The sequence below is a fragment of the Paenibacillus sp. NPDC057934 genome, assembly GCF_042887565.1.
In the GTDB taxonomy this organism is placed as follows: domain Bacteria; phylum Bacillota; class Bacilli; order Paenibacillales; family Paenibacillaceae; genus Paenibacillus_AQ.
In genome coordinates this window covers 710914-727821 of the sequence record NZ_JBHVPB010000001.1, presented here as the reverse complement: position 1 = coordinate 727821, position 16908 = coordinate 710914, and the positions used below count along the sequence as shown (strand labels likewise).

Genomic DNA, 16908 nt, shown 5'->3' with positions numbered 1-16908 from the left:
TTCAGGCATTTTCTCATTCTTACGGCTATTTCTGTGGCTGGCCTTCCCGGAACCATCTTAGCGTCTCCTTGACGGCTTTCGTATGAGGTGTGGCGGCATAGGTCGGGAACCGCTTTTTAAATTTGTTCTCATCCAGAACCAGCGGATACTCGAACTCATACAGCAATTCGTGGAATTCCTTGGCTTCCTTATCGAACAGACCGGCTAGCCCAACAGCCCAGCCCGGCAGACTGCGGCATTTCCGCGGACTTCCTGCCTCATCCTGAACTAGGTTCAGGAATTGTTCTCCGGCAATCGCCCCGGCGCCCGACACATGCCATTCTCCCTTCTCTCCGCTCTCGGCGAGTATTACGGCTGCCTTGGCGGCATCGCGGATATACACCAGGTCATGGGGCGCATCGAGCTTGCCCGGCCAACTGAGCACCTTGGACTTTAGAGCCCCTGTAAAAATCGGCCCGAAGACCCGGTTGGTCACATTGGGGCCAAAATAATCAGGATACCGGGGAATCACATACCGGAAGCCCTGTTTTTCCGCTTGCCCTTTCAAGGACTCTTCTAAATGGTTGCGAAGCTGACCCTTACGTGTCTCAGCTGCTTTAGGATGCTTCTCATCCGCAGGCAAATATTGAAATTTTCCGTATCCGTACACATTGCCCGGGAAAACCAGCTTTTGACTGGAATTCAGCTGATCTGTAAGGCTTTCTAGAGCTTGCGGCATCACCGTGTACCAGTCCTGGTAGGGAACGTTTAGGCAAAAGTAAACTGTGTTCACCTCTTTTAACAACTCTTCCAAAGAACCTTGTTCTCGAATATCCAATGGCTTCGTCGTTAACAGAGGGCCGCTCAGACTTTGCAAGGCATCACTCAGGCGATGGTAAGTAGCTGTCACAGTCTTTCCCTGTGAGAGCAGTTCCTCTGTAATCGCCAGTCCAAGTCCACCGTTGCCGCCAATAACGAGGTTCATATGGTTACAGACTCCTTTTTCAGTGATTGAATACCTTCAGCTACCTGATTGACCGTCCACTCGATTTGCTCTTCTGTATGATTGGCTGTGATGAAAAAGCGGATACATGCCCCTTCCTCGGGAACGGCAGGATACAGAATGGGATAGACATTAATCCCTTTCTGATACAATATTTCTGTGAGCTGCAAAGTAGCATCAGAGTCGCCCACAATAATCGGAATAATTGGGGTGTCGTTGCTAAGCCCCGTCTGTAATCCTAGTGACTTGGATTGCTCCAGGAACAGTCTGGCGTTCTGCTGCAGTCGGTGGACTGGCGCCGGATCTTGCTCCAGAGCGCGAAGTACGGCCAGCGACGCCGCTGCATTCGCCGGAGTAATACCTGCGCTGAAGATAAACCCGTCCGATAGATACTTTAAATATTCGATCATGGGAGCGGAACCGGCAGCATAACCGCCGCAGCTCGCGAACGCTTTGCTGAGGGTACCCATTAACAGATCAACTTCAGCCGGAGATACGCTGTGATACTCACAGATCCCTCTGCCCGTAGCTCCAATCGTACCAATGGAATGAGCTTCGTCAATATAAAGCATGGCCTGATGCTTCTTCTTGATCTCAATAAATTTGGGCAGATCCGGGATGTCCCCGTCCATACTATACACACCTTCAATGACAATTAAGGCCCGGCGGCGGTGATGACGTATCCGGCCCAGAATCCGGTCGAGCGCCTCCCAGTCATTATGGGGAAAAGACACCCGCTGCGCACCCGATAACAGGCAGCCCTGAATCAGACTGTTGTGAGAAAGCTCATCATGCAGCACAATATCTTCTTTACCTACAAGCTTGGCAATGGTTGAGACATTGGTTGCATGTCCGGCTGTGTAGATCAGAGAAGCCTCTGTCCCCACAAACCTGGATACCGCATCTTCCAGCTCTCCGTGCAGCGGAATTTCACCGGATAACATACGGCTGGCGGATACCGATGTCCCATACTCGGCCACAGCTTCCTGAACAAACGTAATGATGTCGGGATTGCCTGCATATCCGAGATAATTGTAAGAGGAGTAGTTGATGTACGGCTCGCCCTCGATGACGACAGTATCCTTATTAATCCCGCCCCGCAGTCTGTAATAGGGATTCACTGTTCCCGCATTTTCAATCCGCAGCTTCAAAGCCGCATATTCTGGGAACTGCTCTACCCCGAGCTGAGGCTGAACTCGCGGAAGATTGTGATCTTCTTCCACCGACATAACCATGTCTGCTGCCGGGGCTACCGATGGATCTCCTGTGCCGCTTACGATTCCGACAAGTTCACGGATGGTAAGATCGACCACTTCCAGCGGAATAATCACTTCTCGATCGGGATACCGCTTCTTAAGCTCACTTTGCAGCTCCATCATCATCAAGGAGTCGAAGCCAAGCTCGTTTTTCAGTGCATCCGATGGTTTTAATTCCGTAGCCGGATAGGCTGCAATGCGACTTACTAAGAGCAGCACTTCCTGTTCAATGCTAACCGGTTGCACCTCACCTCCGGGTGTAGCAGTCGACGTGACGTGAATGATTTCACGTGCTGCGGCAGGCTCTGCCAAGTCACGATGTGGAGCAGTCGCCGATTGCTCTCGCAGTTCGGTTCGTCCCGTTCCGTTCGACAGCATGACCTGACTCTGGAGCTCCAACGCATTCGACTGTTTCTTAACAATTTCCAGAAGCTGATTCACTAAAGTATCTTCCATCAGCATTTATCCCCTTTTCAGCATATATGTGCTCTGATTATTAATGGTCTCCAATTGATGCTCAATAATCTCCAGAACAACAGGAAGATTGAAATCATCCACAGTGCTGGCATATTCTTCAACTGGCGGCGCTTCCTTAAGCCAATACTGTCGTCGGTTGAACTCATACGAAGGTAGTTCAGCAAGTTCCGGCTTTAGCGGAGCATAATAGCCCTTCCAGTCGACGTCCGATCCGCGCTCAGCCAGCAAGGTGAGGCTATGATGGATGACCTCCCAGTCCGCACCATCCTTGTTAAGACTTGCCCCCCAGGCAAGATCCCCGTTCACATACCTCCGAGCCATCTTGATCAGTCCGCCGGGACCTATCTCAATCACTGTAACCTTCATTTCCCGAAAATATGTCATGCAGTCGTGAAAACGAACCGTTCCGCGCAAATGATCCCGCAAATAATCGGCCGATATCGCCCGGCGAGGCTGGCCATCCAGATTGGAAATCAGCGGAATATGACCTTCATAGTAATGAACTGTACTCGCGGCTTGATGGAATTCGTTCAGAACAGGCTCCATTAAGCTGGAGTGAAAAGCGTTGGAGACCGCCAGCTTTTTATAAGGAATATTCTGTTCCAGCAAGATCGCAGTGAATTCTGCCAAATCCTCGGCCGTTCCTGACACTACCGTCTGCCCTGGAGAGTTGACTGCCGCCACGGACAACCCGAGTCCACTCTTCTCCATCCAGTGGCGAACTGCGGACTCATTGCTCTGTACGGTCGCCATCTCACCTTGAAGCGGAGTGGAACCCATCAGCTGCCCGCGGATGCGTACCAGTTCCACTGCTTCGGACAGTTCCAACATTCCAGCCTGGCAAGCCGCCGCATATTCTCCGATGCTATGTCCAGCCACATAATCGGGCTTGATGCCGAAGCTGCTCCACAGTTGGCTAAGGGCATATTGAATGAGAAAAAGCGTAAGTTGTGTATATTCCGTCTCATGGATGGCCTCACTTAAAGCCCCGTCACTTCCGTACAGGATTTGCATTACTTTATCCGAGGTTGCCTCGTCCAGACAGGATAATGCGCTGGAAAGCGCCTGTTGAAATACCGGTGAGGTGTGGAACAACTCTCTGGCCATTCCCGGATACTGTGAGCCCTGCCCGCCATAGACGAAGGCGATTTTGCCGGGTACCCGGCTGACCGCTTGCCCTGCGGCTGATCTCAGCTTGCTGGCAAGCTCTTCCCGTGACCGCCCGTCAACATGAATCCGGTACGGAAATACATCTCGACGGCAATGCGCCGTATAACAAAGATTGTGCAGATCGAGTGGGACGGGAGCGTTCTCCAGAAGATGAACATAGGCATCCTGCATACGGCGGAGAGAGGGCTCGCTTTTGGCAGAAAGAGTAAGGATATGACCCGGATACAGTTGGCGGCGCGCACCCAGTCTTTTCGGTGCACGATAGGATTGTAGAATCACATGGGCGTTCGTCCCGCCGAAGCCAAACGAACTGATTCCCGCATTCTTCATCTTATCCTTCCATTCCTCAGCCTCTACTGGAATAGCCAGCGTTGTTCCCTCCAACGTAATATGTTCATTCATCTTCTGCAGATCCGGATGACGCGGAATGATCCCATGCCTGAACATCAGACAGACTTTGATCACACTGGCGATTCCGGCTCCCGCTTCCAGGTGGCCGATATTGGCTTTCACCGCTCCAACCCGGGTGATGCCCTCTTGCTTATTAGCGAATACTTCCTTAAGCGCATTAATTTCGATGGGGTCGCCAAGCTTTGTCCCCGTTCCATGCGCCTCAACATAACCAATATCGTTCACGCCAAGTCCAGCCTTTGATAACGCGCGTTCCACCACGCTCTTCTGCGAAGTACCACGCGGCGCGGTCAATCCGTTGCTGCGACCGTCCTGATTCACAGCCGAACCTTTGACTACGGCATAGATTCGGTCGCCGTTTGCCAGCGCCTCACTCAGCCTCCTCAGAACAACCATACCGCAACCTTCACCGCGCACATAACCGTCTGCCCGCTCATCAAAGGTATGGCAGCGCCCGCTCTCAGACATCATCCGAGCTTTAGAAAAATTAATATACAGGTCAGGGTCCAAAATGAGATTCACTCCCCCAACCAAGGCCAAGCTGCTCTCCCCCTCCTTCAGACTGCGGCAGGCCTGATGGAGCGCCACCAAGGATGAAGAGCAGGCGGTATCTAACGAAAGACTGGGTCCGGTAAAATTGTAGAAATAAGATAGCCTGTTAGCGGCAATGCTGAATGCATTGCCCGTTCCGTGGTAGGCAGTGATTTGTTCCGGCAACTGTTTCAGCTTCGAATAATCATTCGTGCTGATGCCTACGAACACGCCGACATCGCTGTTCTCAAGCTCTGACGGCCGAATGCCGGCATCCTCGAAGGCCAGCCAGCTCTGTTCCATCAACAGCCGCTGCTGCGGGTCCATGACCTCTGCCTCCAGCGGAGAGATACCAAAGAATCCGGCATCAAATTCCCGGACGCGTTCCAAAAATCCTCCCCACCGCGCATACATCTTTCCTTTTTCATCCGGATTGTCGCTATAATACTCGGCGAGGTTCCAGCGGCTATCCGGAATTTCCGAAATGGATTGTCTGCCGTTTAGCAGGTTCTCCCAGAATTGTGCCGGAGACTCCGCACCCGGAAACCGGCACGAGATGCCAACAATGGCGATATCCTCTGTCTCTCCAGCATTACCCAAAGCTGCCCCCTTGGCCTGGAGAGCCGGACCGGCTGAATGGGTTCCTTCATGCAGATAGTGTGCCAATTGTTCGATAGTAGGGTAATCATAGAACAAAGTTGGAGAACAAACCCGCTGCAGCTTCTCCTCGATTTTCCCGGTGATCTGCACTGCCTTGAGGGAATCCAGCCCCAAATGAAGAAAGGGCTCATCCATCGGCACATCTTCTAGTGACACAGAGGTGGCCTCCGCAATTTGTTCTACCAGCCATAGTCTGATCTCAGCCAAATTCATCTCGTCGTTCCCCCTATGGCTTGCTGACCACCAAGAACTTCCAGCTCTCCGCCTAAATACCGGGATTTGCAATCATAATGTTTGATCTTCCCGCTGACCGTCCGAGGCAGTGTACCCGATGCTACAAGCACAATGTCATGCGGTGCTATCCCAAATCGGCTTACCAGACCCTGTCTTATACTCCGCAGGGCCGTTTCCTGTACCTGATCCTCCAGTTCGCCTTCCATTTCCTGCAGAATAACGATCCTTTCTTCTTCCTCAGCCTCCACAGAAAAAGCAGCACCAGCCTGAAATGCGGGATGAAGACTTTGAACATACGCCTCAAGATCATTAGCGTAGAAATTTTTGCCGCGAACAATCAGTAGATTTTTAAGTCTTCCGACAATATACAGCTCACCGTCTCGCAAGAAACCGGTATCCCCGGTGCGCATATAATCACCTTCACCACTTGTGAGGATCTGATCAAAAGTCTCTGACGTGCGTTGTTCATCATTCAGGTAGCCAAGCGCGACAGAGCGGCTGCGCAGCCAAATCTCACCAATAGCATTTTCCGGTAGCACTATGTGTGTCTCTGCATCGACAATGATCAGGTCCTGCTCGTCAACTGGCTGCCCGCAGCCCACAAGGGTTCGGGCTTCTTCCAAGGAAATTGTAACCTCCACTACCCGGTTTTGCTCTAGCGCGGCTGAATCACAGTGGAGGAGTTTTGGATCTTCCTCTCGGGTTCCACCGGAAACAATCAGCGTGGACTCCGCCAGTCCATAGCAGGGATAAAAGGCATTGCGCCGGAATCCAGCAGCAGCGAATTTCTGGGCAAAGCCCTCTATAGTGCGGCTGCGCACCGGTTCGGCGCCGGAAAAAGCAATTTCCCAACTGCTCAGATCGAGCCTCTGAAGTTCCTCTGATGTAACATGCGCCAAGCACAGATCAAAAGCGAAATTAGGCCCGCCACTTACGGTAGCTCGCTTCTCTGAAATGATTTCTAACCACAGAGCTGGACGGCGCAGCACTTCCTGGGGACTGATCAGGTGAACCGGCAATCCTGCATACAGCGGGGCCAACACACCACCGATCAACCCCAGATTGTGATACAGTGGAAGCCAGATCACCGCACTGTCATTCTCCGTCAGTCCATGCTTGCGGCTAACATTCCGAACATTATGCAGGAGATTGTCATGACTTAGCACCACCCCCTTGGACGTGGAGGTCGTTCCTGATGTAAATTGGACAAAGGCCGCTTCATGCGGATTGGCTTCCATAGCAACAAACGGAATGTCGTCCATTTCATCAATAGACAGCCAGTGTAGTGAGGAGAGTTCTTCTTCCTCATCCATCAGATCCGCGACATGCTCAAGAACAGGACTGGATGTCACAATCACACTAATGCCAGCCATTGCCACGGCGCCCTGCATGTTGTACAGATTCTCCGACGGCTTGGGGATTTCAAGAGGGACTACCACAGTCCGGCTATACAGACAAGCGAAGAAAGACACGACAAATTCAAAACCCGAGGTGTGCAATAGGCCTACCCGGTCCCCTGGCTTGGACACCAGAGCAATAGACGCAGCCACCCGCTTGGAGCGGACTGCTAAATCGTGATAGGTCAGCATGCTCTCTTGGTCACCTTCCCTGTAAGTGAAGGCAATCCGGCTTGGGGTCAGAAGGCTTCTTTCGTTCAGAAGCTCCACAACGGTGCTTAATTCTTGAATAATGCTGCTCACGATCATTCTCCTTTGGGTTAAAGCGCGGTATCTCAGAGTGCGATCCGTTACACTATGATGTATTTCACTTCCGAAAATCCGCCCGACTTTTCAAAAATAGGCCTATCCATGTATAAAAATCTTCTGCATTTCCTCATCCTGCACAATAATCAAAAAGTATAATTTTACCTTTTAATGTAATCAACCCCTTTCAGGAATGCCATTAGTATACATCCTCTTTTCCACAGGATTCATTGATAGAAAATGATGAATCCTGTCGAAAATCACGGCATTTGTGTACATGTGGTGAATTTACTTTTTTAGTAATTTCAACTTTGAAATGCTACCAAAACTATAAATTTTCGATACAAATAGCATCACTGAAAACCCTAAGCAGTTTACGAAAATAAACGAAAAAACCGGAGCTTCCCTGCAAAGGAAAACCCCGGCTGTTTGTCTTACATTTTTTCTTCTGAATAGTTATAGAACAGCAACAGCCTCTTAATAGAAGCTTATCTGCCATGTGCTTAGGGCATTGGAATAAATGGAACTGTTCCTGTTATTTTAATTGAATTCTCTTTTTTCTAAGAGTAACTGGAAAAAATCCCGTTAATAACCTCATTACTGGACAATTAAGGGATAAAAGAGACTAAATTCTATGTTATTCCTTTAATATGATTAATTATTAATATGATTACCTGATTTATTTCTCACTGCATTGATCCATCTGCCATCCTTGAACAGGCGGTAAGCCCGTTCGATATCCACAGTCAGACTACGATCTTCCGACAAGAAAGGTATTTCAGAGCGCAGCAGTTCATAGCCCGCTCCGGTACCCTCACCCAAGCGCAAATCGCCTCGAAGGTCAATAGCTTGGGCAGCATGAAGAGCTTCGATCGCGAGGATGTAAGCTAAGCGGTCAGCGATCTCCCGGAGCTTGGAGACGACATAAGGCGAGTTAGATGCATGATCTTCAATGTCTCCTGCGAGCGACAGATAATCGGCAGAGACCGGGTTGCTGAGATGACGGATCTCCGCATCCAGTGAGGCGGCTGTTTTCTGTACTGTGCAAAAGCCGATCGAGCGGTTCGGATCAGCAGTCAGAAACCGGCTCAGGCCTGTAAAGCCAGGATCGCCAAGCTTGATCATCCGGTAGCAGGAACTTTTGGAGACATGATGCAGGGCACTGCCGAGCATCTCAAACCCCAACGTCCATGTCACTGGATCATAGTTGGCACAGGACAAGATGCGCCGTTCTTCCGTCAGGACACATGGATTATCGTCGGAGCTGTTCAGATGAATCTCCAATTGCTGCCGCGTGTAATCCAGAGCGTCCCGGGCGGCTCCGTGAATCTGGCAGGCATCCCGGAAGCTCAGCGGGTCTTGCAGCGATTCCGGATTGAATCCGCTCCACAGATCACTGTTCTTCAGCGCTTCCCGGACCTGGGACAGACTTCCCAGTTGGCCCGGAAACGGTCGTTTGCGGTGCACCGATTCATCCAGCGGGCTGATATTCCCGCGGATGGCTTCCAGGGACAACGCGTAGACGTAATCTGCGGACTCCAGCAGATTACGGATTTCGACCAATGCCAAGGCTCCATTGCCTGCAGAGAGTGCGTTGGAGCTGACAATGGCCAGCCCGTCCTTTGGACCGAGACTTAGCGGTGCCAGCCCCGCTGCCGCGAGTGCTTCAAGAGCAGGCAACCGGCGTCCGGCGACATCCACTTCTCCTTCGCCGATCATGGCCAGACCAATATGCGAGATGGTGGTGATATCCGCTGCGCCCACAGACCCGCGCAGCGGCAGAACCGGATGAATACCCAGATTCAGAAATTCAGCATAACGCTCAGCAATTTCCGGCTGGGCGCCTGTCGCGCCCGCCAGCAGGCCGTTGAGCCGGGCCAACATGACTGCCCGAACCACTTCCTCCGGCGCGTCCGGCTGTACGCCCGCACTGTGCGACAGCAGCAACTTGCGGTTATAGGCTTCAAAATAATCAGAGTCAATTACCTTATCCTTATTCCAGCCCACTCCCCGATTCAATCCATAAACCGGCACGCCTTCGGCCGCGAGTTCGAAAATCACCTTACGAGCCGCTTCCAGCCGCTCCCGGGCTTCTGCTGCAATAACTACAGGTCTGCGATGCCGTGCTACACGGTTCACATCCTCAATACTCAAGTTGCAGCCATCCAATATCAAGTGATTAACCCCATTAACTGAATGGTTATACACTTCATTATCACCTGTAGCCACTGTTCCAAAGACTGCTATGTCCTTAGGCATAGACCTCTATCTCCTTACTCTCCCTTTTCACTTTAATTTCCTTTTTCTCTTTATCGAAGGCATAAGTCTGCAGATCAATACCCAGCACTTCTTCGACCTCAGGGTACACGCTAGGGTCTTTTACACTGGAACTAAGCGGAACCTTCGATTTATCGATGGAGAATACAGCAACCTCCATCCCCTCTCTTATATCACCTACACTGACCGGCAATCCCGTCTGCAAATCGAACGTAGTAATAACATCCGGGAAGGTTGTCAGACGCTTGCCCTTTTGATCGTCCACAGCCATATATTCATTCATGACATGAAGGACCAGCGTTTTCTTGGGAATTTCGACTTCAATCGTGCCGATGTCAAAAGCGCCCGAATAACGCACGTTCTTCGCACTCACCGTGCCTCTGCCGAGAATTTTACCCTTCGTTTTGCGAACAATCGCCTTCAGGACAGCCTCCGGTCCATCCGGCTCAGCCTTCAAGATTGTTCTGCCCAGCTCCAGAGCAATGGAAATGCCCCCGATTGCGGCATGTTCCTTGATATACTTGGCTGGAAGTGGATGCCTTGCAGCGGCAATGAATCCACCCGCCATGTCCGAGGCCGTCCGCAGAATATTAGAAGTTCGAGCCGGTGTTCCTTTGACCACCAGTTCGATATAGCTGCCGTTCTCCGGATTGCCCCCGGCCACAGCCTGTATCGTTTCGTAGTCAATGGAAGACGCAAGGCCGAGCGAGCCCATTTTGCCAGTAGGATGCGCGCGGATGTCTCCAGTGGCATCAATGACTGCCAAACCAAGCGCAGCCGCAGGCAACCAGCCGTTAATCGTACTGGACATACCATTTTGCGGTGTCATGACTCCGGCAATCTTACCGTCATATTGATCAATCACAAGCTGTACCGCTTTGATGTAATCTTTGCCGAGCATCTGCCAGTCCCGACCTGCCGGAGCACCTATGGCCGTACAGGTCAGAATGATCGCATCATCCGGCAGTTCATCTATGGACAACAGCTTGGGCCGGCCAAGACCAAGAGCAGCATGGCCGATCTCCAGTCCATGATCGACCCACCCGCCGCCGCCGCTGGCGAACACGGAGCCTCCTTTAACCGCTGCTTCCACATCATCTCTTGTCAGTTCACGCATGTGTATTTCCCCCTTATGTCAATTATGCAATTTCTGCGCTGGGACATTAATCTCGCACTACGTTATTCCGCAGGAATTGCCTCATAGCGCGTCGTATCAATCCGGGCGATGCCTTTCTCCTGCACTTCTTTTAGAGATTCGTCGTAACCGGCATCTGCATAGCGAAGTACGCCAATCCCTGTATCGTTGTCAAGCGCGGTACGAAGACGCAGATCACTTGCCTCCGTACCGTCGGCCACAATCGTAACCCCGGCACTGGTCATATAGCCGGAGTATCCTCCCCCACCGGAATGGATGGCCACGAGATCGGCCATCGACGAACAGTTCAGCATCGCATTCAGCAGCGGCCAATCAGAGATAGCATCGCTACCATCCTTCATCCGCTCCGTCATGATGTTGGGATGAGTCATGGCTCCGGCATCCAGATGGTCACGTGAGAAGGCTACTGGACCAGCAAGCTTGCCTTCGCGAACCAACTTGTTAACCGCGAGTGCCAGCTTGCTGCGATCTTGATGGCCGAACCAGCCGATGCGGGCTGGCAGACCTTCGAACGGTACGTACGTATTGGCAAGCTTGATCCAGTTGGAGACGATCTCATTATCGCTGAATTCCTTCAGGATATAGTCATCAATGATTCGAATATCCTCAACTTCACCGCTGAGTGCTACCCAGCGGAAAGGTCCAATTGCCCTTGCAAACAGCGGACGCAGGAAAGCCTCTGTAAAAATATCAATATCAAACGCATTGTCTACGCCGTATTGCACCGCCTGGGAACGGATGTTGTTGCCGTTGTCGAAGACAACCGCTCCCCGTTCCTTGAACGCCAGCATCGCCTGAACCTCTTTGGCGATGGACGCTCCGGCAGCGGCTTGCAGCTCAGCCGGCTGATCCTTACGGGCCGCAGCAGCCGAAGACGGTGTGTAGCCGCTCGGAATATATCCGTACAGCAGGTCATGTGCGGACGTCTGGTCCGTCACAACATCAGGCTGTACGCCCCGTCGCAGCAACTCCGGGTAGACATCGGCGGCATTGCCCAGCAAGCCGACCGATATACTCGTGCCATTGGTTACCGCCTCCTTAATCCAGAACAGCGCCTCATCGAGGCTGTCAGTCTTCCTCTGCAGGTAACCAGCCGCGATCCGCTTGTCGATTCGCTCCTCCGCCACCTCTACACAAAGAATGGCGGCATTCGCCATATGGCCGGCTAACGGCTGCGCGCCGCCCATGCCGCCAAGTCCAGCGGTCAGAATGAATCGTCCTCGCAGATCGCCGCCAAAATGCAGCCGGGCAATGCTTTGAAAGATCTCATAGGTTCCTTGGATAACACCCTGTGAACCTATGTACTGCCAGGCGGCTGCGGTGAGTCCGCCCCAGATGATCAGCCCCTTGTCCTGCAGCTCGTAGAAGTTCTCGCTGGTCGCCCAGCGCCCCACGAGATTGCAGTTCGCCATGACCACCAGCGGCGCCTGGCGGTGCGTTTTGAAGATACCGATTGGCTTGCCGGACTGGATGACTAGTGTCTCATCCTCTTCTAGCTGCTTCAGTGTCTCAACAATTGCCTGATACGAGGGCCAGTTCCGCGCCGCTTTTCCCAGGGAAGCATACACAATCAGCTCCTTCTGGTTCTCCCCGTTCTCCAGCACATTCTCCAGCATACGTAAGAGCGCTTCCTGTCTCCAACCCTTGCAGCGCAGTGTTCCGCCTCTCTTCGCAGTAATTCTTGTCACTCCCATCCCCCGCTTTCTGTTAGCTGTTCTGTCACTGTGGTGTGACGGTTTCCGGCGTTTTAGCATACCGGCTTTCCGGCTTACTGAAGCCCAGATGTTCCCGTAGTGTAGTACCTTCATATTCCCGGCGCAACAGACCTCTCTGCTGAAGGATCGGCACGACCTTCTCCACGAAATCGTCGAGCGCTCCCGGCAAATACGGGAAAGCGATATTGAAGCCGTCGGCAGCACCACCGGTGAACCAGGCTTCAATATAATCAGCAACCTGCTCAGGTGTTCCAGCAAAGACCCGTTTTGTGGTGACCCGCTTTGCAACTTGAATGAGTGTTAAATTCTCATTAATTAGAAGCTCACGTATGCTTTTCAATTTAGATTTGCTCTGATTGAAACCTTCTTCCTCCGGCAGAAACGGCAGCGGTTCATCCAGCGGATAACCCGACACGTCCACTCCGATGTAATGGGACAATAGGTCCAGTGCTAGCGTATCAGGAGTCTGATTCTCCACTTCAGCCAGGCGTTCCGCCGCTTCCTCTTCGGTGTCTCCAAGAATGGGCATCAGAGCCGGCATGATTTTGAGATCATCCGGAGAACGGTCATATTTACCCAATCTGCCCTTGATATCTGCGTACAACGCCTGACCCTCAGCCAGCGTGCCGCCAGGAGCGAACACAACTTCAGCTGTTGCGGCAGCCACTTCTTTTCCCGCCTCAGAAGCTCCGGCCTGAATCAGTACCGGATAGCCTTGCGGTGGACGAGTAACATTCAGTGGGCCTTTGACTTTAAAGTGCTTGCCCTCATGATCCAGATTATGAAGCTTATCTTTATCTGCGAAAAAGCCGCTTTCCTTGTCAAATAGAAGCGCATCCTCATCCCAACTATCCCAGAGTCCCTGAGTAACATCTACAAACTCCTTGGCCCGTTCATATCGCAGTTCATGCTGCAAATGACTTTCCTTTCCGAAATTCCGGGCCTCCTCGTCCGTCTGAGAGGTCACAATATTCCACGCAGCCCGCCCGCTGCTGAAATGATCCAGCGTTGCGAGCTTACGCGCAATATGATACGGATCGTTATAGGTCGTAGAGATCGTTGCAGCCAGACCAATATGGCTGGTTACCGCCGCAAGCGCGGACAGCAGGGTGAACGGCTCCGGCCGAACACTGTTGGAATGGCTGATCCCCGACTCAAAACGGTCCCAGACGTAGAGCTCATCGGCGTAAAAGAACATGTCGAATCGCCCACGCTCCGCCGTTTGCACAATTCTTTTGTAATAATCGAAATTCAGAAGTCCCTCAGCCTCAGACCTAGGATGTCTCCAGCTTGAAATATGCTCACCCGCCGGAAAAAACATCATTGCCCCCAGCGCAAGCTGCCGTGTACTGTTGCTCATAACGTGTTATCCCCTCTCATTCGCTATTAGTTGACTCATGTCATTGTCAGGCCGTCAATTGGTTATGAGGAAGCTTACTTGATTAGCCCTTGTGACTTCAACCATTCACGAGCGACATCAATAGCTGGCTTCTGTTCCTGTTCCACTTCGGCATTTAACTTCTGCATAGCGGTTTCGTCCAATTTTCCTGCCAGCTTGTTGAGGGTTTCTTTCAATTCAGGATGCTCATCCAATGTCTGCTCGCGTACAACCGGGAAAGCGTCATACGGAATAAATACATGCTTGTCGTCCTCCAAGGCCACGAGATCGTTCGCCAAAATTTGGCTGTCTGTCGAATACGGAAGCATCACATCAATCAGCTTCTGCTTGATCGCTTGGTACCGCAAGGAGCTGTCTTGAATGGACTTCGTTTCCTTGAACTTTGGCTTATAAATACTTTCAACGTATGGCCAGGCATCCGCACGGTTCAGGAACTCCTCACTCGCTCCAAAGACCAGTTCGCCAGATTTCTCGGCAAGTTGTGAAGCTGTCTTTAACCCGTATTTCTCGGCGGTCTCCCTGCGTACAGCAAAGACATAGGTATTGTTGAAGCCCAGTGGATCAAGCGCAATCAGCTTGTTTTTTTCCTTTAGCTGGGTTACAACGGTCTTAAAAGCTTTGTCTGGATCAAATTCCGGCTGTAGCTTTAAAATATTGATCAGTGCTGTCCCGCTGTACTCCACATATGCATCCACATCTCCTGAGCCAATGGCATTCCAGAGCAAGGTGTTATCCAACTTCTTAATCTCGGTCTTTAGCTTCGTGTCATTCTCAACTAGGAGTTTCAAGGCATTCGCCAATATATCCGACTCAGCAAATCCTTTTGTTGCTAGGACAATCGTATCCTTGCCCTCGGAAGCCTTGGAATTGGAGCAGCCCGCTGCAGTAAACACTGTGGTGAGTACTAATCCTAGGGTAATAAGCAGCTTACTTCCTTTTGTTACCGTCCATCTTTTTGGGTTTACAGTTATCATGATCCATGCCACTCTCCCTTGGTAAATTCTTAAAATTTATTCAAGTGCCGCAGGCCTTTCGGGGTTAGCGCCCGGTTCAGCAGCAGCAATATGAAGTTGACGGAAATGACCAGCAGCGAGACCGGAATGGCCCCTTCCATAATGGTAACTGTATTGATCATGGCAATTCCTCTGGTGATGATGTCTCCAAGCCCTCCGGCGGCAATGTAAGTCGCAATCGTCGCCAGACTGATGGTCTGTACAGCGACCAGCCTAACACCAGCCATGATGACACTGCGTGCAATTGGGAGCTGAACCATTCTCATCATCTGCCATTTGGTCATGCCCATTCCGGTCCCTGCCTCAAGGAGAGAAGGCTGAACCCCATTAATGCCAACGTAGGTGTTCTGAAGCATCGGAAGCACAGCATATAAAGTCAACGCGATAATGGCAGGGGTAGTGCCGATACCTACCAGTGGAATCATGAACCCGAACAGCGCCAGGCTCGGAATGGTCTGGATGGCCGAAACAACGGTAATGATCGTGTTCGCCATCCGTTTGTGGCTGGTCAGAAAAATCCCGAGGGGAACCGCGATAAATCCAGCAATGAGAACGGAAATTAGAGATAGATACATGTGCTCTCCCGTTTTGCTCAGTATCATCGGCCAGTCAGCGGCTAACGTATCCCATACATGATTCATGCGCTATGCTCCTCCCTGTGAAGATGTCGTCCCAGTGCTTCTATGACGCTGGAACGGGTTACGGTGCCAATCAGCCGGTTGCTGTCATCCACGACAGGCAGGATCCGGTGATTGCGAATCTGCTCGAAAACTTCGGACATTGGTGTGTTTGCCAAAAGAGAGCTGGTATCACTTTGGACGATCGCACCAACTTTTAGCGTGCTGTCATGCAGAAGATGCTGACTGATTTCTTCAATTCCGACAATCCCCAGCAGTTCACCCCACGTCCCGGTTACAGCCAAAGCTTCAGCGCTGTTTGCTCTCAGAAGTTCAAGGGCTTCTTCGATTGAAGCCTGATGATCAATAGACAGACCGTCAATCATGATATGGTGAGCTGTTCCTGGCGACAAGTCGTTCTGGAAACGCTCCGGGCCCAGAAATTCAACCACAAATTCATTAGCTGGGTGAGCCAGTAGTTCAGCGGGCGTACTGCTCTGCACCACTTCACCTTCGCTCAGCAGAATAACCCGGTCAGCGATCTTCAGCGCTTCATCAATATCATGTGTGACGAAGACAATCGTCTTGTGCAGGCGTTGGTTGAGGTTAATCAATTCTTTCTGGAGTTGGACCCGACTGATAGGATCGAGTGCACTAAATGGTTCATCCATCAAGATGATCGAGGGATCGGATGCCAAAGCCCGGGCCACCCCGATCCGCTGCTGTTGTCCGCCACTTAGCTCATGGGGATAACGTTTACGGTACTGCTCAGGCGGAAGACCAATCAATTGAAGAAGCTTGGTTACCTGCTCTTTGCGCTCCTCCTTGCCTGCGCCTTTGAGTCTCGGAACAATCCCGATATTCTCTTCGATAGTCATATGAGGAAAGAGACCTATCTGCTGAATGACATATCCAATATCCCGCCTCAGACTCACAGCGTCCACAGAGCCGATATCCCTTCCTTCAACAAGAACCTGTCCCTCACTAGGCTCCTCCAGCCGGTTGATCATTTTAAGCAGTGTAGTCTTACCGCAGCCGGAAGGTCCGATAATCGTTACTATCTGCCCTTTTGGTACCGTGAGGTTAAAATCACGCAGCACTTTTCCCGAACCGTAATCCTTACTTACATTCCTGAACTCAACCGCTACTGCTTCAGCCATACTGCTTCCTCCCCTTTCAAAATGTATTATTCTCATTTGTAAACTTGGTTTTAATGCGAAAGCTTACCTCCAAATAGCAAAGAGGCCTTATTCTTCGTCTGAGCGAAAAACAAGACCTCCATAAGTATGGTCAGTCATATTATTGTT

The 16908-nt window shown here is 51.4% G+C and carries 11 protein-coding genes; all 11 read right to left on the bottom strand.

Annotation, left to right across the window (positions count from 1 at the left end):
- Positions 1–25: 25 nt before the first annotated feature.
- The gene (locus ACFVRY_RS03500; RefSeq protein WP_387497336.1) at positions 26–964 is read right to left on the bottom strand and encodes an NAD-dependent epimerase/dehydratase family protein; all 939 of its coding nucleotides are present in this window, start codon (positions 962–964) and stop codon (positions 26–28) included.
- Positions 961–2694: an aminotransferase class I/II-fold pyridoxal phosphate-dependent enzyme gene (locus tag ACFVRY_RS03495; protein WP_387497334.1), complete on the bottom strand. Its 1734-nt coding sequence runs from the start codon at positions 2692–2694 to the stop codon at positions 961–963. The genes ACFVRY_RS03500 and ACFVRY_RS03495 overlap by 4 nt, the downstream gene beginning before the upstream one ends.
- A 6-nt stretch (positions 2695–2700) precedes the next feature.
- The gene (locus ACFVRY_RS03490; RefSeq protein ID WP_387497332.1) at positions 2701–5700 is read right to left on the bottom strand and encodes a type I polyketide synthase; all 3000 of its coding nucleotides are present in this window, start codon (positions 5698–5700) and stop codon (positions 2701–2703) included.
- Positions 5697–7421, bottom strand: a complete 1725-nt coding sequence (locus tag ACFVRY_RS03485) for a fatty acyl-AMP ligase (RefSeq protein ID WP_387497330.1) — start codon at positions 7419–7421, stop codon at positions 5697–5699. The genes ACFVRY_RS03490 and ACFVRY_RS03485 overlap by 4 nt, the downstream gene beginning before the upstream one ends.
- Before the next feature lie 657 nt (positions 7422–8078).
- Positions 8079–9683 carry an HAL/PAL/TAL family ammonia-lyase gene (locus tag ACFVRY_RS03480; RefSeq protein WP_387497328.1) on the bottom strand — a complete coding sequence of 535 codons (1605 nt, stop codon included), beginning with the start codon at positions 9681–9683 and terminating at the stop codon, positions 8079–8081.
- Complete coding sequence (locus tag ACFVRY_RS03475; protein WP_387497326.1) at positions 9676–10818, bottom strand: thiohydantoin desulfurase; 1143 nt, start codon at positions 10816–10818, stop codon at positions 9676–9678. Before ACFVRY_RS03475 ends, ACFVRY_RS03480 begins: the two co-directional genes overlap by 8 nt.
- Positions 10819–10880: 62 nt before the next feature.
- A complete protein-coding gene (locus ACFVRY_RS03470) occupies positions 10881–12551 on the bottom strand; it encodes a thiourocanate hydratase (RefSeq protein ID WP_387497324.1) in 1671 nt (556 codons plus the stop codon).
- 25 nt (positions 12552–12576) lie between these two features.
- Positions 12577–13932: an LLM class flavin-dependent oxidoreductase gene (locus ACFVRY_RS03465; protein ID WP_387497322.1), complete on the bottom strand. Its 1356-nt coding sequence runs from the start codon at positions 13930–13932 to the stop codon at positions 12577–12579.
- Positions 13933–14006: 74 nt separating this feature from the next.
- Positions 14007–14945: an ABC transporter substrate-binding protein gene (locus ACFVRY_RS03460; RefSeq protein ID WP_387497320.1), complete on the bottom strand. Its 939-nt coding sequence runs from the start codon at positions 14943–14945 to the stop codon at positions 14007–14009.
- A 29-nt stretch (positions 14946–14974) separates the two neighbouring features.
- Positions 14975–15625: an ABC transporter permease gene (locus tag ACFVRY_RS03455; protein ID WP_387497318.1), complete on the bottom strand. Its 651-nt coding sequence runs from the start codon at positions 15623–15625 to the stop codon at positions 14975–14977.
- Positions 15622–16761: a betaine/proline/choline family ABC transporter ATP-binding protein gene (locus tag ACFVRY_RS03450; RefSeq protein ID WP_387497316.1), complete on the bottom strand. Its 1140-nt coding sequence runs from the start codon at positions 16759–16761 to the stop codon at positions 15622–15624. Before ACFVRY_RS03450 ends, ACFVRY_RS03455 begins: the two co-directional genes overlap by 4 nt.
- Positions 16762–16908: the final 147 nt, after the last annotated feature.

Excerpts from the sequence above, each read along its gene's own strand:
- ACFVRY_RS03500 (WP_387497336.1), bottom strand. The coding sequence starts at position 964 with ATGAACCTCGTTATTGGCGGCAACGGTGGACTTGGACTGGCGATTACA.
- ACFVRY_RS03495 (WP_387497334.1), bottom strand. The coding sequence starts at position 2,694 with ATGGAAGATACTTTAGTGAATCAGCTTCTGGAAATTGTTAAGAAACAG.
- ACFVRY_RS03490 (WP_387497332.1), bottom strand. The coding sequence starts at position 5,700 with ATGAATTTGGCTGAGATCAGACTATGGCTGGTAGAACAAATTGCGGAG.
- ACFVRY_RS03480 (WP_387497328.1), bottom strand. The coding sequence starts at position 9,683 with ATGCCTAAGGACATAGCAGTCTTTGGAACAGTGGCTACAGGTGATAAT.
- ACFVRY_RS03475 (WP_387497326.1), bottom strand. The coding sequence starts at position 10,818 with ATGCGTGAACTGACAAGAGATGATGTGGAAGCAGCGGTTAAAGGAGGC.
- ACFVRY_RS03470 (WP_387497324.1), bottom strand. The coding sequence starts at position 12,551 with ATGGGAGTGACAAGAATTACTGCGAAGAGAGGCGGAACACTGCGCTGC.
- ACFVRY_RS03465 (WP_387497322.1), bottom strand. The coding sequence starts at position 13,932 with ATGAGCAACAGTACACGGCAGCTTGCGCTGGGGGCAATGATGTTTTTT.
- ACFVRY_RS03460 (WP_387497320.1), bottom strand. The coding sequence starts at position 14,945 with ATGATAACTGTAAACCCAAAAAGATGGACGGTAACAAAAGGAAGTAAG.
- ACFVRY_RS03455 (WP_387497318.1), bottom strand. The coding sequence starts at position 15,625 with ATGAATCATGTATGGGATACGTTAGCCGCTGACTGGCCGATGATACTG.
- ACFVRY_RS03450 (WP_387497316.1), bottom strand. The coding sequence starts at position 16,761 with ATGGCTGAAGCAGTAGCGGTTGAGTTCAGGAATGTAAGTAAGGATTAC.